Origin of the sequence: Stenotrophomonas sp. PI_27 (genome assembly GCF_027854495.1) — a bacterium.
GTDB classification, from domain to species: Bacteria; Pseudomonadota; Gammaproteobacteria; order Xanthomonadales; family Xanthomonadaceae; genus Stenotrophomonas; species Stenotrophomonas pavanii.
In genome coordinates, this window is record NZ_JAJNOF010000004.1 from 121,365 (window position 1) to 140,499 (window position 19,135).

Annotated in this window: 18 protein-coding genes; 12 read left to right on the forward strand and 6 right to left on the reverse strand. The window is 68.7% G+C overall.

Annotated elements, in window-relative coordinates; translation table 11 throughout:
- Positions 1–168: 168 nt before the first annotated feature.
- The 8 genes from LRM18_RS06615 (at position 169) to pcaC (ending at position 6,715) form a co-directional block, all read left to right on the forward strand.
- Positions 169–849, forward strand: a complete 681-nt coding sequence (locus LRM18_RS06615) for a 3-oxoacid CoA-transferase subunit A (protein WP_057493777.1) — start codon at positions 169–171, stop codon at positions 847–849.
- Positions 846–1,493, forward strand: a complete 648-nt coding sequence (locus tag LRM18_RS06620; protein ID WP_049464437.1) for a 3-oxoacid CoA-transferase subunit B — start codon at positions 846–848, stop codon at positions 1,491–1,493. Before LRM18_RS06615 ends, LRM18_RS06620 begins: the two co-directional genes overlap by 4 nt.
- Before the next feature lie 7 nt (positions 1,494–1,500).
- A complete protein-coding gene (gene pcaF, locus LRM18_RS06625) occupies positions 1,501–2,709 on the forward strand; it encodes a 3-oxoadipyl-CoA thiolase (RefSeq protein WP_064239640.1) in 1,209 nt (402 codons plus the stop codon).
- 69 nt (positions 2,710–2,778) lie between these two features.
- Positions 2,779–3,489 (forward strand): protocatechuate 3,4-dioxygenase subunit beta, encoded by a 711-nt coding sequence (gene pcaH, locus LRM18_RS06630; protein ID WP_049464439.1) that lies wholly within the window; start codon positions 2,779–2,781, stop codon positions 3,487–3,489.
- Between the two features lie 4 nt (positions 3,490–3,493).
- Positions 3,494–4,057, forward strand: coding sequence for a protocatechuate 3,4-dioxygenase subunit alpha (pcaG, locus tag LRM18_RS06635; protein ID WP_270952710.1), 564 nt, complete (start codon positions 3,494–3,496; stop codon positions 4,055–4,057).
- 91 nt (positions 4,058–4,148) lie between these two features.
- Positions 4,149–5,492 (forward strand): 3-carboxy-cis,cis-muconate cycloisomerase, encoded by a 1,344-nt coding sequence (locus LRM18_RS06640; RefSeq protein ID WP_270952712.1) that lies wholly within the window; start codon positions 4,149–4,151, stop codon positions 5,490–5,492.
- 26 nt (positions 5,493–5,518) lie between these two features.
- A complete protein-coding gene (gene pcaD, locus LRM18_RS06645; RefSeq protein WP_270952714.1) occupies positions 5,519–6,304 on the forward strand; it encodes a 3-oxoadipate enol-lactonase in 786 nt (261 codons plus the stop codon).
- A 24-nt stretch (positions 6,305–6,328) separates the two neighbouring features.
- Positions 6,329–6,715 carry a 4-carboxymuconolactone decarboxylase gene (pcaC, locus tag LRM18_RS06650; RefSeq protein WP_049464447.1) on the forward strand — a complete coding sequence of 129 codons (387 nt, stop codon included), beginning with the start codon at positions 6,329–6,331 and terminating at the stop codon, positions 6,713–6,715.
- A 76-nt stretch (positions 6,716–6,791) separates the two neighbouring features.
- Here the strand turns inward: pcaC and LRM18_RS06655 are convergent, their stop codons facing one another.
- Together LRM18_RS06655 and LRM18_RS06660 are read right to left on the reverse strand one after the other, a co-directional pair.
- Positions 6,792–7,646 (reverse strand): IclR family transcriptional regulator C-terminal domain-containing protein, encoded by an 855-nt coding sequence (locus tag LRM18_RS06655; protein WP_270952716.1) that lies wholly within the window; start codon positions 7,644–7,646, stop codon positions 6,792–6,794.
- Between the two features lie 101 nt (positions 7,647–7,747).
- The gene (locus LRM18_RS06660) at positions 7,748–10,159 is read right to left on the reverse strand and encodes a membrane-bound PQQ-dependent dehydrogenase, glucose/quinate/shikimate family (protein ID WP_270952718.1); all 2,412 of its coding nucleotides are present in this window, start codon (positions 10,157–10,159) and stop codon (positions 7,748–7,750) included.
- A 298-nt stretch (positions 10,160–10,457) separates the two neighbouring features.
- Between LRM18_RS06660 and LRM18_RS06665 the strand changes: the two genes are divergently transcribed.
- Positions 10,458–10,997: an adenine phosphoribosyltransferase gene (locus tag LRM18_RS06665; RefSeq protein WP_049464452.1), complete on the forward strand. Its 540-nt coding sequence runs from the start codon at positions 10,458–10,460 to the stop codon at positions 10,995–10,997.
- Between the two features lie 92 nt (positions 10,998–11,089).
- On the opposite strand, the gene dbpA is transcribed toward LRM18_RS06665, so the two are convergent.
- On the reverse strand, positions 11,090–12,466 hold the full coding sequence (gene dbpA, locus LRM18_RS06670) for an ATP-dependent RNA helicase DbpA (protein ID WP_064238272.1): 1,377 nt from the start codon (positions 12,464–12,466) through the stop codon (positions 11,090–11,092).
- Positions 12,467–12,577: 111 nt separating this feature from the next.
- The gene (locus tag LRM18_RS06675; RefSeq protein ID WP_270952721.1) at positions 12,578–13,657 is read right to left on the reverse strand and encodes a YeiH family protein; all 1,080 of its coding nucleotides are present in this window, start codon (positions 13,655–13,657) and stop codon (positions 12,578–12,580) included.
- A gap of 101 nt (positions 13,658–13,758) precedes the next feature.
- Between LRM18_RS06675 and LRM18_RS06680 the strand changes: the two genes are divergently transcribed.
- Both LRM18_RS06680 and LRM18_RS06685 read left to right on the forward strand, forming a co-directional pair.
- Positions 13,759–14,634: a LysR family transcriptional regulator gene (locus LRM18_RS06680; RefSeq protein WP_049464458.1), complete on the forward strand. Its 876-nt coding sequence runs from the start codon at positions 13,759–13,761 to the stop codon at positions 14,632–14,634.
- A 190-nt stretch (positions 14,635–14,824) separates the two neighbouring features.
- Entirely contained in the window at positions 14,825–16,708 is a 1,884-nt protein-coding gene (locus LRM18_RS06685) for an ATP-binding cassette domain-containing protein (protein WP_270952724.1), read from the forward strand.
- A 157-nt stretch (positions 16,709–16,865) separates the two neighbouring features.
- Here LRM18_RS06685 and LRM18_RS06690 read toward each other — a convergent pair whose 3' ends face one another.
- Positions 16,866–17,327: a cytochrome c gene (locus tag LRM18_RS06690; protein ID WP_049464462.1), complete on the reverse strand. Its 462-nt coding sequence runs from the start codon at positions 17,325–17,327 to the stop codon at positions 16,866–16,868.
- A gap of 9 nt (positions 17,328–17,336) precedes the next feature.
- Positions 17,337–17,774: a c-type cytochrome gene (locus LRM18_RS06695; protein WP_270952727.1), complete on the reverse strand. Its 438-nt coding sequence runs from the start codon at positions 17,772–17,774 to the stop codon at positions 17,337–17,339.
- A gap of 205 nt (positions 17,775–17,979) precedes the next feature.
- On the opposite strand from LRM18_RS06695, the gene LRM18_RS06700 reads away from it, so the two are divergent.
- Positions 17,980–19,125, forward strand: coding sequence for an efflux RND transporter periplasmic adaptor subunit (locus LRM18_RS06700; RefSeq protein ID WP_074726043.1), 1,146 nt, complete (start codon positions 17,980–17,982; stop codon positions 19,123–19,125).
- Positions 19,126–19,135: the final 10 nt, after the last annotated feature.

Here is a 19,135-nt window from a genome sequence, read left to right on the forward strand (position 1 = left end):
CATGCGCCTCGCATGTCATGCAATGTGCGATTATCGAATCACATGGCCGAATATCGCATTGACCGGGCGAGGTGACATGGCGACCATGGCCGGGTTGTGTTTTCCCTTCGCAGTGTCCCCGCAGTACGCCGGTGATGGTCGCCGGCCGCGTGGGCAAGGAGCAATGCAGTGATCGATAAGACCCTGGCCAGCGTGGAAGCAGCGGTGGCCGATATCCATGATGGCGCCACGGTGATGATCGGTGGCTTCGGTACCGCCGGCATGCCCGACGCGCTGATCGATGCGTTGATCACACAGGGCGCGCGCGAACTGACGATCATCAACAACAATGCTGGCAACGGCGATACCGGGCTGGCGGCATTGATCAAGCACAAGCGCGTGCGCCGCATCGTCTGCTCGTTCCCGCGCCAGGCGGACTCGCAGCACTTCGACGCCGCTTACCGCGCCGGCGAGATCGAACTGGAACTGGTGCCGCAGGGCAACCTGGCCGCGCGCATCCACGCCGCCGGTTCCGGCCTGGGCGCGATCTTCACCCCCACCGGCTATGGCACCGAGCTGGCCCAGGGCAAGGAGACGCGCGAGATCGATGGCCGCCAGTACGTGCTGGAATACCCGCTGCACGCTGACTTCGCGCTGATCAAGGCTGACCGCGGTGACCGCTGGGGCAACCTGGTGTATCGCAAGACGGCGCGCAACTTCGGCCCGCTGATGGCGATGGCCGCACGCTGCGCCATCGCGCAGGTGCGTGATGTGGTGGCGCTGGGCGAACTGGACCCGGAGGCGGTGGTGACCCCCGGCATCTTCGTGCAGCGCGTGGTGCAGGTTGCAGCCGAAGGAGTGCAGGCATGAACAGGCTCAGCCGCGAACAGATGGCCGCGCGCGTGGCGCGTGACATTCCCGAAGGTGCCTACGTCAACCTGGGCATCGGCCTGCCGACCACGGTGGCCAACTTCCTGCCGGCCGACAAGGAGATCTTCCTGCAGTCGGAGAATGGCCTGCTGGGCATGGGGCCGGCGCCGGCCCCGGGCCACGAAGATCCGGACCTGATCAACGCCGGCAAGCAGCCGGTCACCCTGCTGACCGGGGGCTGCTATTTCCACCATGCCGACTCGTTCGCGATGATGCGCGGTGGTCACCTGGACATCTGCGTCCTCGGTGCCTTCCAGGTGTCGGCACACGGCGATCTGGCCAACTGGAGTACCGGTGCTGCCGACGCGATCCCCGCCGTGGGCGGTGCCATGGACCTGGCCATCGGTGCCAAGCAGGTCTTCGTGATGATGGATCTGTTCACCAAGCACGGTGAAAGCAAGCTGGTGTCCGAATGCAGTTACCCGCTGACCGGGCTGCGCTGCGTGTCGCGGGTGTATACCGATGTGGCGGTGTTCGACCTCGGTACCGATGGCGCGACCGTGCTGGAAATGGTGGACGGCATGGACATCGAACAGTTGCGTGAACTGACTGGCCTGCCGCTGGCACTGGCCGAGGGAGCCTGAGATGAGCCTGCACGAAACCTACATCGTTGATGGCATCCGCACCCCGATCGGTCGTTACGGCGGCGCGCTGTCCGGCGTGCGTGCCGACGACCTCGCGGCGATGGCGCTGAAGGCACTGCTGGCACGCCATCCGCAGCTGGACCCGGCGCTGGTCGAGGATGTCTATCTGGGCTGCGCCAACCAGGCCGGTGAAGACAATCGCAACGTCGCCCGCATGAGCCTGCTGCTGGCCGGCCTGCCGGTGACGGTACCGGGCAGCACGGTCAACCGGCTGTGCGGTTCGGGGCTGGATGCGATCGGCACCGTGGCCCGTGGCATCGCCGCAGGCGAACTCGGCCTGGCCATCGCTGGCGGTGTCGAATCAATGTCGCGCGCGCCGTTCGTGATGGGCAAGGCGACCTCCCCATTCGCCCGTGACCAGCAGATGGAAGACACCACCATGGGCTGGCGTTTCATCAATCCGCGCCTGCGCGAACTGCATGGCGTGGAGACGATGGGCCAGACCGCCGAGAACGTGGCCGAGCGGCAGGGCATCAGCCGCGAGGACCAGGATGCGTTCGCCCTGCGGAGCCAGCAGCGGACAGCGGCCGCGCAGGCGCGAGGCTTCTTCGACGGCGAGATCGTGGCGGTGGACGTGCCGGGGCGCAAGCGCGGCGAAACCGTGACCGTCGACCGCGATGAGCACCCGCGCGGCGATACCACGATGGAAGCGCTGGCCAGGCTTAAACCGCTGTTCCGTCAGCCGGGCACGGTCACCGCCGGCAACGCTTCGGGCATCAACGACGGCGCCGCCGCACTGCTGCTGGCGTCCGGTGCGCAGGTGAAGGCGCTGGGCCTGTCCCCGCGCGCACGCGTCCTCGGCTTTGCCAGCGCCGGCGTGGAGCCGGCCATCATGGGCATGGGCCCGGTGCCGGCCAGCCGCAAGCTGATGGCCCGCCTGGGCCTGTCCATCACCGATTTCGATGCCATCGAACTGAACGAAGCATTTGCCTCGCAGGGCCTTGCCTGCATGCGCGAGCTGGGCCTGGCCGATGATGCCGCGCACGTGAACCCCAATGGCGGTGCCATCGCCCTGGGTCATCCGCTGGGCATGAGCGGTGCGCGCCTGGCGCTGACCCTGCTGCGCCAGCTGGAATCCAGCGGTGGACGGCGCGGCCTGGCCACGATGTGCATTGGCGTGGGGCAGGGCGTGGCCCTGGCCCTTGAACGCGTGTGAGTCACCCCGCGACCCCGTAATCTGCACGACAGCTGCGGCCTGCGGGCCGCTCGCCAACAGGAGCACGCCATGAGCGATCCCACCGAACTGCGCGGCTACCGCAAGCCGTATCCCGGCAGCCAGCCGCCGCGCATCCATCTGCCCTATGCCTCTACTGCGCTGCGCGGGCCGGGCACCGACCCGATCGCCATCCCGGTGACGCTCTCGGAAGTGACCGGCCCGCGCCTGGACCGGATCACCCTCGGGGCGCATGCCGCCGACCTGACCGCAGGCTTCGCCGGCCAGCCCCAGGGCGAACGCATCATCGTCAGTGGCCGCGTGCTGGACGAGAACGGCCGTCCAGTGCGCAATACCGTGGTCGAGGTGTGGCAGTGCAACGCCGCCGGCCGCTACCTGCACAAGGGCGACCAGCATGACGCGCCGCTGGACCCGAACTTCAAGGGCACCGGCCAGGTCCTGACCGACAGCGAAGGCCGCTACCGGTTCACCACCATCAAGCCGGGTGCGTACCCGTGGCGCAACCACTACAACGCCTGGCGGCCGGCGCACATCCATTTCTCCCTGCATGGCGATGGCATCGGCCAGCGCCTGGTCACGCAGATGTATTTCCCCAACGACCCGTTGCTGGCGTTCGATCCGATCTACAACTGCGTGGACGATGCCAATGCGCGCGAGCGCATGGTGTCCTCGTTCGATTGGGAAAACACCGCCAACGAATTCGCGCTGGGCTACCGCTTCGACATCGTGTTGCGCGGTCGCAAGATGACCGTCTGGGAGTAAGACCATGAGTTTCCAATCCACTCCGTGGCAGACCGTGGGCCCGTACTACCGCCTGGGCCTGGAGCCGCTGTACCGCACCGACATCGCCTCGGCTGCCGCGCGCGGTGAGCGCGTGGAAGTGCAGGGCCAGGTGTTCGATGGCAATGGCGTGCCCGTGTCCGATGCAGTACTGGAAATCTGGCAGGCGGATGCGCAGGGCATCTATGCCCATGCCGAGGACCCGCGTAGTGACGACCACGACCCGGCGTTCGATGGCTGGGGCCGGGTGCCCACCGACGAGCAGGGCCGCTTCGCCTTCAGTACCGTCAAGCCGGGGCGCGTGCCGGGCCTGCGCGGCGCGCCGCAGGCGCCGCATCTGATCGTGCTGGTGTTCATGCGCGGCCTGCTGCAGGCCGCCCGTGGCCGTATCTACTTCAGTGACGAGGCCAGCAACGGCGAGGACGGCATCCTGGCGCTGGTGCCTGCAGAGCGCCGCCACACCCTGGTCGCGCAGGCGCAGGGCGGCGGCCTGTACCGCTGGGACGTGCACATGCAGGGCCCGCACGAGACGGTGTTCTTTTCCTATTGATCACGGCGCCCTCGACGCGCCTTCCGGCCCACTCCACGCCCGCGTTCGGCGGGCGCGGGTAAGCTGTGGCCACCCATGATGGACTGCACCGATGAGTCACTCCCCAACGCTGCTGGGCGGTCTGTTCGGCGACCCCGCCGTCGACGCTGCGTTCACCGACGAGGCGCGCCTGCAGGCGATGCTGGATGTTGAACGCGCGCTGGCCCGTGCGCAGGTGCGATGCGGGGTGATTCCCGCTGCGGCGCTCGCCCCGATCGAAGCAGCCTGCAGCGCGGGCCTGTACCCGCTGCCGGCGCTGTCGGCAGCAACGGCCCTGGCCGGCAACCCGGCCATTCCCCTGGTGAAGGCGCTCACCGCGCAGGTCGCGGCGCGCGACGCCGAAGCCGCGCGCTGGGTGCACTGGGGCGCCACCAGCCAGGACATCATCGATACCGGCGCGATGCTGCAGCTGCGCGCGGCCGTCGGCCACGTGCGGGCGCGCCTGCAGGTCCTGTGCACCGCGCTGGCGCGGCTGGCCCAGGCCGAGCGCGGTACCGGGCTGCCCGGGCGTACGCTGCTGCAGCAGGCGGTGCCGGTGACGTTCGGGCTGAAGGCGGCGGGTTGGCTGGATGCCCTGCAACGCAGCCAGCGTCGCCTGGAGGGACTTGCCAACGATACCCTGGTGCTGCAGTTCGGTGGTGCAGCCGGCACGCTGGCCTCGCTGCAATCACGAGGACTGGACGTGGCCGAGGCGCTGGCCGATGAGCTGCAGTTGCCGCTGCCGGCGCTGCCCTGGCACACCTCGCGCGATCGCCTGGCCGAGCTTGGCAGCGTGTTCGCGCTGCTGGCCGGCAGCCTCGGCAAGATCGCCACCGACATCGTACTGCTGATGCAGTCCGAGGTGGCCGAAGCGTTTGAGCCGGCGGGCGAGGGCAAGGGCGGATCGTCGGCGATGCCGCACAAGCGCAATCCTGTCGGCTGCGTGGCGGCCATCGCCGCCGCCACGCGCGTGCCGGGCCTGCTGTCCACGCTGTTCAGCGCGATGCCACAGCCGCACGAGCGCGCGGCGGGGCAATGGCACGCGGAGTGGGACACCGTGCCGGAAATCGTGCGGCTGTGTGCCGGCAGCCTGGCCCAGGTGTCCGTGGTGGTACAGGGCCTGCAGCTGGACCGCGTGCGCATGCGCCAGCACCTGGACAGCCATGGCGGACTGCTCTATGCCGAGGCGGTGGCGGTCACCCTGGGCGAGCGCATTGGCAAGCAGGCCGCGCACGCCCTGGTGGAACGCGCGGCCAAGCAGGCGCTGGCACAATCGCAGCATCTGCGCGAGGTGCTGGGGCAGATGCCGGACGTGTCCGCGCAGCTGTCTGCTGCGCAACTGGATGCCCTGTTCGCTGCCGACAGCTGGCGTGGCATGGCCGATACCTGGATCGACCGCGTGCTCGCGCGCGGCTGACCGTGACGTTGACCGCTGGAGTACCCATGCCCTTCCTCGATCTCCCCCAGCATCGCCTGCACTACCGGACCGAAGGCCGAGCCGACGGGCCATGGCTGACGTTCTGCAACTCGCTGGGCACCGACCTGGGCATGTGGCAGCCGCAGGTCGAGGCATTGGCCGCCCACTACCGCATCCTGCGCTACGACCGCCGCGGCCACGGGCAGTCCAGTGCACCGCCGGGCCTGTACACGGTGGCCGAACTGGGCGCGGACGTGCTGGCCCTGTGGGATCACCTGGGCATCGAGCGCAGCCACTTCTGCGGGCTGTCGATCGGTGGCCTGACCGGGCAGTGGCTGGGCGTGCACGCCGGCAACCGGCTGCGCACGCTCACCGTCGCGGCCACCGCGGCGAAGATCGGCACGCTGGACGGCTGGCAGGCCCGTATCGCCCAGGTCCAGCACGATGGACTGCTGCCGCTGGTCGATGGCACCCGCGAGCGTTGGTTCACGGCTGCCTTTGCACAGACCCACGCCAGCCAGGTTGAAGACATTCTGCAGCGCTTCCTGGCTACCCGCGTCGCCGGCTATGTGGGCTGCTGCAACGCGGTCGGCACGGCCGACTTCCGGGAGGCGCTGGGGCGCATCAGCGTGCCGCTGCTGGCCATTGCCGGCGACGAGGATTCGGTGTGCGTCCCCGCCGAGCTGCAGGCGATCGCCCACGGCGTGGCCCATGGCCACTATGCGCAGGTGCCTGGCCGCCACCTCTGCAACGTGGAATCGCCGCGGGCCTTCACCGATGCACTGGCCGCGCATCTTTCCGTGCAGCACTGACCTTCGCACAACAGGTAGACCCCGATGGACGAACAGGAACGTTACGAAGCTGGCCTTGCGGTGCGCCGCCAGGTGCTGGGCGAGGCCCATGTGGAGCGCTCGCTGGAAGCCCGCACCGACTTCACCGCCGAATTCCAGGAATTCATCACCCGCACCGCATGGGGCACGGTATGGACGCGCGAGGGCCTGCCGCGGCACACGCGCTCGTTGCTGACCATCGTGATGATGGTGGCGCTGGGCCATGACGAGGAGTTCAAGCTGCACATCCGCGCGGCCCGCAACAACGGCGTGACGCCGGAGCAGATCAAGGAAGCGCTGTTGCAGGCTGCGATCTACTGCGGTGTGCCTGCGGCCAACCACGCCTTCGCGCTGGCCAGGCCGATCCTGGAAGAGCAGGCTTCGGAACGGTAGTGCCGGCCGCTGGCCGGCAACCTCCTGCACATCGGCAAGGCCGGCCGGCGGCCGGCACTACCAGATTCAGTGCAGTTCAATTCAACAGCGTACCGAGGCGTTGCGCGGCTTCGCGCAGGCGGGGCAGCAGCTGGGTCTGCATCACGCCCAGGCCAATGCGGCCGGCCTGGGTGCCGATGTTCAGCGCGGCGATCACTTCGCCGCTGCGCGAACGCACCGGTACCGCGATCGAGCGCAGGCCGATCTCCAGTTCCTGGTCGACCAGCGAAACGCCTTCGCGTCGCACCTTCTCCAGCAGTTCAAGGAAGTCCTCCATGCGCGTGACTGTGCGTTCGGTGCGCGGCCGCAAGGGAGTGCGTTCCAGATAGCCTTCGAGCGTGTCGCGCGGCAGTGCGGCCAGCAGCACCCGGCCCATCGAAGTGCAATACGCGGGCAGGCGGCTGCCCGCACGCAGGCCGATGGACATGATGCGCACTGTCTCCGCGCGGGCGACATACAGGATGTCATCGCCATCGAGCACGCCCAGCGAGCACGATTCGTGCACGTCATCGCGCAGCGCATCGAGTACCGGCTGCGCCGCAGCGGTCATCGAGGACGACGCAACGTAGGCGCCCCCCATGCCCAGCACACGCGGCAGCAGCACGTAGCCACGTCCCTGCTCACCCACATAGCCGAGCTTTTCCAGCGTGTACAGGACGCGTCGCACCGCTGCGCGCGAGATGCCGGTGTCACTGCTGATCTGCGACATGGTGACTTCGCGCGGATGCTGCGAGAAAACGCTCAGCACGGCCAGGCCGCGGCCGAGCGAGGTCATGAAATCCGGGTCCCCCTGGTTTTCCTGGATCTGCTGCATCAGCTCATGGGCCAGGCCGCGATCCCGCGGTGGCGCAGGGGGGCGCTTGGTGCTACGGCTGGGAGGAACGGCAGGCATGGCAGCAGCTTTCATCAGGTTCGACCTTGAATGGTAAGCGCTGGAACCCGCAACCGGTACCCACGGGGCGCGGCCAGGCAGGCCGCGCCCCATGGCACGGGCTACGTGCGCTTCGGCAGCGCGTAGGCGATCACGTAGTCGCCACGGTCTGGCGACTGGCGCGCGCCGCCGGCGGAAATCACCACGTACTGGCGGCCCGTCTTCGGCGAGACGTAGGTCATCGGTGTGCCCTGGCTGCCCACAGGTATGCGCGCCTTCCACACTTCTTCGCCGGTTCGGCTGTCGAAGGCGCGCAGGTAGTAGTCCTGGGTGCCGGCGAAGAACAGCAGGCCCGACTGCGTAGCCAGCGACCCGCCCAGCGTCGGCATGCCGATCGGGATCGGCAGGCGCATCTTGATGCCCATCGGCCCGGTGTCCTTCACCGTGCCCACCGGCACCTGCCAGACCAGCTGCCGGGTAGCCAAGTTGATCGCCGACATCGTGCCGAACGGCGGCTTCTGGCAGGGAATGCCCAGCTTGGACAGGAAGCGGTCGCGCAGCGAGCCGTACGGCGTACCGGTCTGCGAGGCCGCGCCCATTTCCACGCCGCCGGCACCGCTGGTCATCTGCGCGCGGGGGATCAGCCGGGTCCACAGGCCCAGGCGCATGTCGTTGACGAACAGGTAGCCCGTGGTCGGGTCGACCGAAGCGCTGCCCCAGTTCATGCCTCCCAGCGAGCCCGGCCACTGCAGCGCCAGATCCTCGCCCGGCGGCGTGTACATGCCGTCGTAGCGGAACTGCTTGAACTGGATGCGGCACAGCATCTGGTCGATCGGGGTAGCCCCCCACATGTCCGACTCGGTCAGCGTTTCGGCGCCGATCTGCGGCAGGCCAACCGACAGCGGCTGGGTGGCGGCGTAGCGCTCGCCTTCGGCGTTGCCCTGCGGCGCCGGAATGTCGCGTACTTCGCTGATCGGTACGCCCGTCTGCCGGTTGAGCATGAAGATCTGGCCCGCCTTGGTGACCTGCAGCAGTGCCGGCAACGTGCCGCCCTTGCCGTCGGGCACGTCGACCAGGGTCGGCTGTGCGGGCAGATCGTAGTCCCACAGGTCGTGGTGGACGGTCTGATAGACCCAGCGCTCCTTGCCGGTGGCCACGTCCAGCGCGACCACGGCCGAGCTGTACTTGTCATCCTGCGGCGTGCGCTCGCCCGCCCACTGGTCCGGGGTGGTATTGCCGGTGGGCAGGTAGACCAGGCCCAGTTGCGGATCGTAGGCCATCGAGGTCCATACGTTGGGCGTGGCGCGCGTGTAGTGGATGGACGGATCCAGCGGCACGTCCGGGGTTTCCCGCGACAGATCCCAGACCCAGGCCAGCGCGCCGCTGCGCACGTTGTAGGCACGCACCACACCGGACGGCTCGCCCACTTCAATGTTGTCAGCCACCCGGCCGCCGACCACGATCAGCTCGCCGGCGACCAGCGGCGCAGCGGTCAATGTGTAGAAGCCCGGCTTGATCTCGCCCATGCCGGTCTTCAGGTCGACCACGCCGTTGCTGCCGAAGTCCGGGCACAGCGCCCCGGTCTTCGCATCCAGCGCGAACAGGCGCGCATCGATGGAGGTCATCAGGATGCGCTGTTCGCACAGCGCCGCGCCGGTGCCGGTCGTGGCGGGGGCCGGCAGCGGTGCCGGGGTCGCGGTAACGGCTGGCGCGGTGGTCGCATCGAAATAGCCCAGGCCGCGGCAGCGCTGCCAGTTCGGTGCAGTGGCCTTGGGGTCGAAGGCCCAGCGCTGCTTGCCGGAGTCGGCATCGATGGCGATCACCTGGTTGTGCGGGGTGCACAGGTACAGGGTGTCGCCGATCTGCAGCGGCGTGTTCTGGTCTTCGGCGCCGAAGCCGTTGCTTTCCGGCACGTCACCGGTGCGCGCGGTCCAGGCGATCTGCAGCTCCTTCACATTGGCCGGGGTGATCTGGTCCAGCGCGGCAAAGCGGGTACCTGCCGTGGTGTTGCCCCAGTGCATCCAGTCGCGCTGCTCGGCACCCTTGGCCACCGGTACCACCGGCGGCGTCGCACCCTGCGCAGTCTGCAGCGGTCGGGGTTGGAACGCCGACAGCGCTGTGCCCAGCAGGCCGACGAGCAGCACGGCGGCAACGCCATAGGCGCCGCGGCCGGCCACCTGGCCGCGGCTGCGACGCAGCACCGGCCACGCCAGCGCGACCAGAAGGGCCAGCACCGCCGGCATCACCAGCCGCGATACCAGCGGCCAGAAATTCCAGCCCGCATCGACCAGTGCCCACGGCAGCGTGGCCAGGAAGGCCAGGCCATACAGCAGCGCACCGCTCGGCCGGCGCAGCACCAGCAGCAGGCCGGCCACCGCCGACACCGCGCCCATCAGCAGGAAATACCAACTGCCCCCCAGCTGTACCAGGCGAACCCCGCCGACCAGCAGAGCCAGGCCGAACAGCGTCACCAGGATGCCGAGCAGGACCACCAGCACACGGCACAGGGCCGGAACCTTCGTCGTCTCGTCCACGTTGCATGAACCTCATTGCAGTAACCCGCGCGCAGGCGGGGAAAGGCCCGCGCGCGCAGAGCGTGGCGGGGACCATCGGCATCCCGGGCGGCTGCGGGCCGATGAAGGCGGGCAGGCGTCGGCCTGCTTATGGCGCAGGCTGGGTGAATGACCGGTTAGGGCGATTATCGCACGCGTGTGCGATTTTGGCGTGACGGCACGTGGCCATTGATGGAACGCATTGGCGCGCAGGTACCGGGAACGGGCAGCGCGCGAGCGAACCGGTTACCCTATGCCGCCATACACGCTGGTAGCTGCAATGACCGACGCCACCATGGCCGTCTCCGCCTGGTCCTCCCGCCTGCGCGACATCGCCGACTTCCCCAAGCCCGGCATCCTGTTCAAGGACATCATGCCGCTGCTCGCCCACGGCGAGGATTTCCGCGGCGCGATCACTGCGATGGCCGATCGCTGGCGCGATCAGAAGCTGGATGCCGTGGTGGGCATCGAATCGCGCGGTTTCATCCTCGGCGCCGCGATGGCGCTGGAACTGGGGGTGGGCTTCGTGCCGGTGCGCAAGCCGGGCAAGCTGCCCGGCCAGGTGCTGCGCGAGGAATACACGCTCGAATACCGCAGCGACTGCATCGAGGTGCATGCCGATGCGCTGCCGGCCGGCGCGCGCGTGGCGATCATCGACGATGTGCTGGCCACCGGCGGTACGCTGGTCGCCGCACTGTCGCTGGTGCGCCGCCTGGGTGTGGATGTGGTTGGTGCCGGCGTGCTGGTCGAGCTGGACGGCCTGGGTGGCCGCGCGCGCTGGGAAGCTGGCCTGCCGCTGCACACCGAACTGGTGTTCTGATTAGGGGCTGGGTGCCAACCCGGGTTGGCATCCACACTGGCGAATGGCCGGGAGCCGGTCGTTGCCAACCGTGGTTGGCAACGCGGCCTCAATCACATCATCCGCACGCGGAAGCGACGGCCCTTGATCTTGCCGGCCTCCAGCCGGGCCACGGCCTTGTTGGCCTGCTCGCGCGCGATCGCCACATAGGAACGGGTCGGGAAGATCGCGATCTTGCCGATGAACTTGGCTGACAGGCCGGCGTCGCCGGTCAGCGCGCCGAGGATGTCACCCGGGCGCAGCTTGTCGGTCTTGCCGCCGTCGATCCGCAGGGTGCGCATCGCGGCCTGCGGCAGTTCGGCCGGGCGCGAGGTCGCCAGCGGCGTCTTCTGCCAGTCCAGCGGCTGCCCCATCTGCGCTTCAATCGCTTCGGCGCGGGTCTTCTCGCGTCCGGCCACCAGGCTGATCGCCAGGCCGCTGGCACCGGCACGGCCGGTACGGCCCACGCGGTGCTGGTAGCTCTCCACGTCGGTCGGCAGTTCGTAGTTGATCACTGCGGCCAGCGCTTCCACGTCCAGGCCGCGTGCGGCCACGTCGCTGGCCACCAGCACGTTGCAGCTGCGGTTGGCCAGCAGCAGCAGCACCTCCTCGCGGTCGCGCTGTTCCATGTCACCGTGCAGGGCCAGTGCGGAGAAGCCGAACTGCTGCAGCGAGTTGGCCACTTCGTCCACGTCCTTGCGGGTGTTGCAGAACACCACCGCCGATTCCGGCGCGTACTTCAGCAGCAGGCCGGCCAGCGCCTTCTGGCGGTGCGCCGGCTCAACCTCGCAGAACAGATGGCGGATGGCGGGGGCCTGGTCGGCGCCTTCCACAGTCACTTCCACCGCCTCGCGCAGCAGGTCACGGGCCATGGCGCGGATGCTGTCGGGGAAGGTGGCGGAGAACAGCAGGCTCTGGCGATCCCTGTGGGTGCGGCCGGCGATCTCGCGGATGGGCTCCTCGAAGCCCATGTCGAGCATGCGGTCGGCCTCGTCCAGCACCAGCGTGCGCACCGCGCCCAGATTCAGCGCGCGCTTGCGCGCCAGTTCCTGCACCCGGCCGGGCGTGCCGACCACCACGTGCGGGTCGTGGCCCTCCAGCGAAGCCAGCTGCGGACCCAGCGGCACGCCACCGACCAGCAGCAACAGCTTCAGATTCGGAATGCCGGTGGCCAGCTTGCGGATCTGCTTGCCGACCTGGTCGGCCAGTTCGCGGGTCGGGCAAAGGACCAGTGCCTGCACGCGGATCACGCTGGGGTCGATGGCCTGCAGCAGGCCCAGGCCGAAGGCGGCGGTCTTGCCGCTGCCGGTCGGCGCCTGCGCGATTACATCGCGGCCGTCCAGGATGGCCGGCAGGCTCTGCGCCTGCACGGGGGTGAGAGTGGTGTAGCCGAGGGCGTCCAGGCCAGGCTGCAGGGCCGGGCTCAGCGGCAGGGTCGAAAAGTCAGTCATGGCGCATTGTACCTGCCTGCGTGGCCGGTCCCGCCTGATGGGGTGGGGGGCGGCATCCACGCATGGCGTGGATCTCCGGCGGTATGCCGGCCCGGGTCGGCACGCGCCCGCTCAGCCCAGCACCGCCAGCACACCCTGGTGGATCGCCAGGCCACCGAACAGCAGCCAGGCGAACAGGATCAGCGCCAGCAGCAGCGGCTTCAGGCCCGCCTGGCGCAGCGCCGAGACGTGGGTGGTCAGGCCCAGCGCGGCCATCGCCATCGCCAGCAGCACGGTATCCAGCTGCACCAGCCCGGCCTGCAGGCCGGCCGGCAGCAGATGCAGCGAGTTGAGACCGGCCACCGCCACGAAACCGAACGCGAACCACGGCACCACGATGCGCGCTTTGCTGCCGTCGGCGCTGGCCTTGCCGCCACGCGCCAGCCACAGCGACAGCGCGACCAGGAACGGCGCCAGCAGCATCACCCGCACCATCTTGGTGATCACCGCGGTGTCGGCCGCTGCTTCGTTGACCGCGCGGCCGGCCGCCACCACCTGTGCCACTTCATGCACCGTCGCGCCGGTGAACAGGCCGTACTGCCGTGCGTCCATTGCCAGCCAGCCGTGCGACTGCACCAGCGCATACAACGCCGGGTACAGGAACATCGCCAGCGTGCCGAACACCACCACCGTAGAGACCGCGACGGTGACCTGCGCAGCGCGGCCGCGCACCACCGGCTCGGCGGCCATTACCGCCGCCGCGCCGCAGATCGCGCTGCCGGCGCCGATCAGCATGGCGGCCTCGCGCTCCATCCTGAACACACGCATCCCGAGCCAGCAGGCCAGCCCGAAGGTGCTGGCGACCACCAGCACGTCCATCAGCACGCCGGCCACGCCGACGTGGCCGATGTCCTGGAAGGTCAGGCGCAGGCCATACAGCACGATGCCGGCGCGCAGCAGCCAGTGCTTGGAGAAACCGACACCGGCCGCACTGCCCGGTGCCAACCGCGGGTAGACGGTGTTGCCGACCACGATGCCGGCGACGATGGCCACGGTCAGCGCGCTCAGGCCATGCGCCTGGAGCCAGGGAAGCTCGGCCAGGTACAGCGACGCCGCCGCGACCAGGCCCACCAGCAGCAGGCCGGGCAGGCGAGGCTGCCAGCGTTGGCGCAGGGCGGGCAGGGACCAGGAGGAGAGAGCGGGGGCGTTCATGGCAGTGCAGGGCTGGAGTGATGGGGCAAGCGTGCGCCCCAGCCGTTGACCTGTAAAACGAATAATATGAGTGAAATCTACCTGTCCAGAAGGTAACGGCCATGCGCCTGACGTTGCGCCAGCTCCAAGTCTTCGTGGCCATCGCCGATCACGGCAGTACCACGGCTGCGGGCCAGGCCATCGCGCTCTCGCAATCGGCCAGCAGTGCCGCCCTGCAGGAACTGGAGGCGCATTTCGGTACTCCGCTGTTTGACCGCATCGGTCGTCGCCTGGCCCTGAACGGCCATGGCCGCGCACTGCTGGAGCCGGCGCGCAGCCTGCTGGTCAATGCCGCCGATCTGGAGCGGCAGCTGGCCGCCGGTGGCGACCCGTCGCAGGGGGCACCGCTGCGGCTGGTACTGGCCGCCAGCACCACCATCGGCAATTACCTGCTGCCGCCGCGCATCGCCGAGCTGCTGCGGCACGCCCCGCAGGCAGAGGTCGACCTGCGCATCGACAACAGTGCCGGGGTGGTCGCCGCCGTGCAGCGCCTGGATGTGGACGCGGGCCTGATCGAAGGCCCCTGCCACGAGCGTGGCCTGCAGGTGACCGCCTGGCAGCAGGACCCGCTGGTGATCGTGGCCGCCGCCGATGCCCGCGCACGCTGGTCGCTGGATGAACTGCGGCGCGCACGCTGGCTGCTGCGCGAACCGGGCTCCGGCACCCGCGAAGCGGTCGAACAGGCGTTGCTGCCGCACCTGCGCGGCTTCGCGCAGACCCTGCAGCTGGGCAACACCGAAGCGATCAAGCAGGCCGCCATCGCCGGCCTCGGCCTGGCCTGTCTCTCGCGCCATGCGCTGGAAGAGCCGCTGGCCCTCGGCCGCTTGCGCGTACTCGAGACTCCGCTGCCGCCCCTGCAGCGCACGCTCTGGCTGGTACGCCACCCGGGCAAGCACTGGCTGCCGGGGTTGCAGGCGTTGCTGGGGGAGGTGGGATAGCCGGGATCGGTCTTACACTGCGCGCATTCCATGACGGGGTCAGAGCCCGTTGCGCAGCAACGGGATCCGACCCCGCCGTCCCACAGGAAACCAGCGTTTGACGTTGCCGCTGAGGTTGCCGGCCAGCGGCCGGCACTACCGCGGGTGATGGGTGCAACCCGGCCGGGGCCCCAACCCGTACAATGTCCGGATGCCTCTGATTACTCTGCAGAACGTCGACTTCAGCGTCGGCGGCCCGTTGTTGCTGGAAAAGGCCGAACTGTCGATCGAGCCGGGCGAACGCATCGCCCTGATCGGCCGCAACGGCGCCGGCAAATCCACCCTGCTCAAGCTGCTCTCAGGCGACCACAAGCCCGATGACGGCGAAGTGCGCGTGCAGCAGGGCGTGCGCGTCACTCGCCTCGAGCAGGAAGTGCCACACGGCGCGGCCGGCTCGGTGTTCGACGTCGTTGCCGATGGCCTGGGCGAACTGGGCCAGTGGCTGGCCGAGTTCCACCACCTCAGCCATGCCGAGGTGTTCGATGGCGAAGCCCTGGGCAACGTGCAGGCCAAGATCGACGCCGCCAACGGCTGGGGCCTGGACCAGCGCGTCAGCGAAACGCTGACCAAGCTCGACCTGGACGGCGAGGCCGAGTTCGGCCGCCTGTCCGGCGGCATGAAGCGCCGCGTGCTGCTGGCCCGCGCGCTGGTCTCCAGCCCGGACGTGCTGCTGCTGGACGAACCGACCAACCACCTGGACATCGAAGCCATCGACTGGCTCGAAGCGTTCCTGAAGGGCTGGAGTGGCAGCGTGGTGTTCGTCACCCACGACCGCCGCTTCCTGCGTGCACTGGCCACCCGCATCGTCGAGATCGATCGCGGGCAGGTCACCAGCTGGCCCGGCGACTGGGCCAACTACGAGCGCCGCCGCGAGGAACGGCTCAATGCGCAGGCGCAGGAAAACGCGCGCTTCGACAAGCTGCTGGCGCAGGAAGAAGTCTGGATCCGGCAGGGCATCAAGGCGCGCCGCACCCGCGACGAGGGCCGCGTGCGCCGCCTGAAGGCGATGCGCGTGGAGCGTTCGCAGCGCCGCGATCTCAGCGGCAACGTCAAGATGGAAGCCGCGCAGGGCATCAGCTCCGGCAAGAAGGTCATCGACGTCAAGGACATTTCGTTCGCCTTCGGCGAGCGCACCATGGTCCGCGACTTCACCACCACCATCATGCGCGGCGACCGCATCGGCCTGATCGGCCCCAATGGCAGCGGCAAGACCACGCTGCTGAAGCTGCTGCTGGGCGAACTGCAGCCGGCCAAGGGCGAAGTCAACGCCGGCACCAACCTGCAGATCGCCTATTTCGACCAGTACCGCGCGGTGCTGCGCGAAGACTGGAGCGCGATCGAGAACGTGGCCGAAGGCCGCGATTTCCTCGAGTTCAACGGCAAGCGCAAGCATGTGCATGCCTACCTGCAGGACTTCATGTTCACCCCCGAGCGCGCGCGTGCGCCGATCACCCGCCTGTCCGGTGGCGAGCGCAACCGCCTGCTGCTGGCCAAGCTGTTCGCGCAGCCGTCCAACCTGCTGGTGATGGACGAACCGACCAACGACCTGGACGTGGAAACCCTGGAGCTGCTGGAAGAGCTGCTGGGCGAGTACACCGGTACGCTGCTGCTGGTCAGCCACGACCGTGACTTCATCGACAACGTGGTGACCTCCACGCTGGTGATGGAAGGCGATGGCGTGATCGGCGAGTACGTCGGTGGCTACAGCGACTGGCAGCGTTATGCGGCCAGCGTGGCGGCGCCCGCGGCGGCTACGGCCGCCAAGCCGGCGGCCGCTGCACCGGCTGCGGCGGCGGCTGCGACTCCCGCCGCGCCCAAGCGCAAGCTGGCCTACAAGGAAGCGCGCGAACTGGAACAGTTGCCGAAGACCATCGAGAAGCTGGAAAGCGACGTCGAAGGGCTGACCTCGGCGATGAACGATCCGGCGTTCTATACCCGCAGCAGCGCCGAAGTGACGGCGCACACCCAGCAGCTGGCCAAGGTGCAGGCCGAGCTGGATGCCGCCTACGCGCGCTGGGAAGAGCTGGACGGCTGAGCGTTGACCGGCGCCAGCGGCTGCGCCGATTGATCGGATGGAGAATCAGTAGATCCACGCCATGCGTGGATATCCGGATCTGTGCGGAGCAACGGTCCGCACCCACCAATCAACGGTCCGTGCGGACCAAGGTCCGCCCCCACTGGGGGGCCGGCCGTCATTTGACCCCGTGCAGATCCCGCAGCTGGCTCGGCCGGCTGCCGAAGTACGCCGCCAGATCGGCGATGTCCTGATCACTCAGGTCCTTCGCCTGCGGCGTCATCAGCGCATGCTGGCGATCACCGGCGCGGTAGGCCTGCAGCGCGTGTGCCAGGTAGTCACCGTACTGCCCACCCAGCTTGGGGTAGGTCGGGTCGATCGGTGCGTTGCCGTCGGCGCCATGGCAGTCGATGCAGCTCTGGTTGGTGGCCTTGCCCTTCACCTTGGCGCGGGCTTCGCCGGCGGCCTCGCGGCCGGTCGGCAGGCCGGCCGAGGACGAAGAACCGTGCTCGCCGCTGGCATGACCCGGGTCGGCGGCGGAGGTCTCGCTGTTTTCCACCTGCGACTGTGAACAGGCCGCCAGCAGCAGGGCAACGGACAGGGCGATGGCGTGACGCATCGGATGCGCGGCTTTCGACATGGGCGGGCCTTACTTGACGGTGGACAGGTAAACAGAGAGATCGGCGATCTCCTGTTCGCTGAAACTCATCGACTGCGCCTGCATCGTCGGATGCCGGCGCTTGCCCTGGCGGTACTCGGTCAGGGCCTGGGCCAGGTACTGCTGGGTCTGGCCGCCGATCTTCGGCACCCGGTAACTGGGATAGGCGTTCTTGTAGCCGGTAATGCCATGGCAGCCCTGGCACGTGTAGGCCAGGACGCGCCCATTGTCGAAGTTGCCGGTGGGCGCGGCAGGCGCAGGCGCCGCAGCGGGAGCCGGGGCCGGGGCAGGCGTGGAGGGAGCAGGAGCGGGAGCAGGAGCAGGAGCAGGAGCAGGAGCAGGAGCAGGAGCAGGAGCGGGCTGTGCGGCGGCCCCAAGGGGCAGGAGGACGGCCAGAGCGAGACAAGCGGCGAGCGGCTGCGGGCGCATGGTGTCGTTTCCGGGGATTCGGGTCTGGTCGTTCCGGCGTGGGGTACGGAACGACCCGAGTATAGCCTCAGGTTTCATCTAGCTGAAACGGGGTCGGGCCGACCGGCGGCGTGAAGGCACCATGACCTTTGGGATATGGTGTTGCCGTGAAGTGGTGCATTACTTTGCTACCACACCTGTCCACGCATCCTCCAGGGACCTGACGATGTCGCACCCAACCTTCCTGTCCGGCCGTCGCAGCGGAATCTGCGCTGCCGCACTGCTGATCTCCACCTCCCTGCTGCTGGGCGGTTGCGCCGCAGGGCCCAATTCCGAAGCCAAGGCCGCCGAGACCAAGGAGGAAAAGAAGGTCGATGCGGTCCCGGTCGAGGTGGCGGTGGCCAGCCATCGCGCGGTCGCGGCCAGCTACACCGGTACCGCCGCACTGGAGCCACGCGCCGAATCGCAGGTGGTCGCCAAGACCTCCGGCGTGGCGCTGGCGGTGCTGGTCGAGGAAGGTCAGCGGGTCACCGCCGGCCAGCCGCTGGTGCGGCTGGACCCGGACCGCGCGCGCCTGGCGGTGGCACAGAGCGAAGCGCAGATGCGCAAGCTGGAAAACAACTACCAGCGCGCACAGAAGCTGGTCGGCCAGCAGATGGTCAGCGCCGCCGATGTCGACCAGCTGCGTTTCGATCTGGAAAACGTCCGCGCGCAGTACCGCCTGGCGACGCTGGAACTGTCCTATACCACCGTGGTCGCACCGATTTCCGGCGTGATCGCCTCGCGCTCGATCAAGACCGGCAACTTCGTGCAGATCAATACGCCGATCTTCCGCATCGTCGACAACTCGCGACTGGAGGCGACGCTCAACGTGCCCGAACGCGAGCTGGCCACCCTGCGCGCCGGCCAGCCGGTGACCCTGGCGGCCGACGCGCTGCCGGGGCAGAGCTTCACCGGCACCGTTGACCGCATTGCGCCGGTGGTGGACTCGGGCAGTGGCACGTTTCGCGTGGTCAGCGCCTTCGACGGCGCAGCACACGCGCTGCAGCCCGGCATGTTCGGGCGCATCCGCATCGATTACGACCAGCGTGCCGATGCGCTGGTGGTGCCGCGCCTGGCGTTGCTCGACGACGGTGAGCCGGCGGTGTTCCGCGTGCGCGAAGGCAAGGTCGCACGCGTTCCGGTCAAACTGGGTTACGCCGAGGGCCCGTGGGTGGAGATCCGTGATGGCCTGGCGGCCGGTGATCAGGTGGTCACCGCCGGCAAGGTCGCCCTGCGCGACGGCACCGCGGTGCAGGTGATTGCCGACCCGAAGGCGAAGACGGTCGCAACGGCCGCCAAGCCGGCAGCCAAGGCCGGGAGCACGCAATGACTGCCCCGGG

What these genes read in the sequence shown, in the direction of transcription:
- LRM18_RS06620 (WP_049464437.1), top strand. Translation starts at nt 846, where the DNA reads ATGAACAGGCTCAGCCGCGAACAGATGGCCGCGCGCGTGGCGCGTGAC.
- pcaH (WP_049464439.1), top strand. Translation starts at nt 2,779, where the DNA reads ATGAGCGATCCCACCGAACTGCGCGGCTACCGCAAGCCGTATCCCGGC.
- pcaG (WP_270952710.1), top strand. Translation starts at nt 3,494, where the DNA reads ATGAGTTTCCAATCCACTCCGTGGCAGACCGTGGGCCCGTACTACCGC.
- LRM18_RS06640 (WP_270952712.1), top strand. Translation starts at nt 4,149, where the DNA reads ATGAGTCACTCCCCAACGCTGCTGGGCGGTCTGTTCGGCGACCCCGCC.
- pcaD (WP_270952714.1), top strand. Translation starts at nt 5,519, where the DNA reads ATGCCCTTCCTCGATCTCCCCCAGCATCGCCTGCACTACCGGACCGAA.
- pcaC (WP_049464447.1), top strand. Translation starts at nt 6,329, where the DNA reads ATGGACGAACAGGAACGTTACGAAGCTGGCCTTGCGGTGCGCCGCCAG.
- LRM18_RS06655 (WP_270952716.1), bottom strand. Translation starts at nt 7,646, where the DNA reads ATGCCTGCCGTTCCTCCCAGCCGTAGCACCAAGCGCCCCCCTGCGCCA.
- LRM18_RS06665 (WP_049464452.1), top strand. Translation starts at nt 10,458, where the DNA reads ATGACCGACGCCACCATGGCCGTCTCCGCCTGGTCCTCCCGCCTGCGC.
- dbpA (WP_064238272.1), bottom strand. Translation starts at nt 12,466, where the DNA reads ATGACTGACTTTTCGACCCTGCCGCTGAGCCCGGCCCTGCAGCCTGGC.
- LRM18_RS06675 (WP_270952721.1), bottom strand. Translation starts at nt 13,657, where the DNA reads ATGAACGCCCCCGCTCTCTCCTCCTGGTCCCTGCCCGCCCTGCGCCAA.
- LRM18_RS06680 (WP_049464458.1), top strand. Translation starts at nt 13,759, where the DNA reads ATGCGCCTGACGTTGCGCCAGCTCCAAGTCTTCGTGGCCATCGCCGAT.
- LRM18_RS06685 (WP_270952724.1), top strand. Translation starts at nt 14,825, where the DNA reads ATGCCTCTGATTACTCTGCAGAACGTCGACTTCAGCGTCGGCGGCCCG.
- LRM18_RS06690 (WP_049464462.1), bottom strand. Translation starts at nt 17,327, where the DNA reads ATGTCGAAAGCCGCGCATCCGATGCGTCACGCCATCGCCCTGTCCGTT.
- LRM18_RS06695 (WP_270952727.1), bottom strand. Translation starts at nt 17,774, where the DNA reads ATGCGCCCGCAGCCGCTCGCCGCTTGTCTCGCTCTGGCCGTCCTCCTG.
- LRM18_RS06700 (WP_074726043.1), top strand. Translation starts at nt 17,980, where the DNA reads ATGTCGCACCCAACCTTCCTGTCCGGCCGTCGCAGCGGAATCTGCGCT.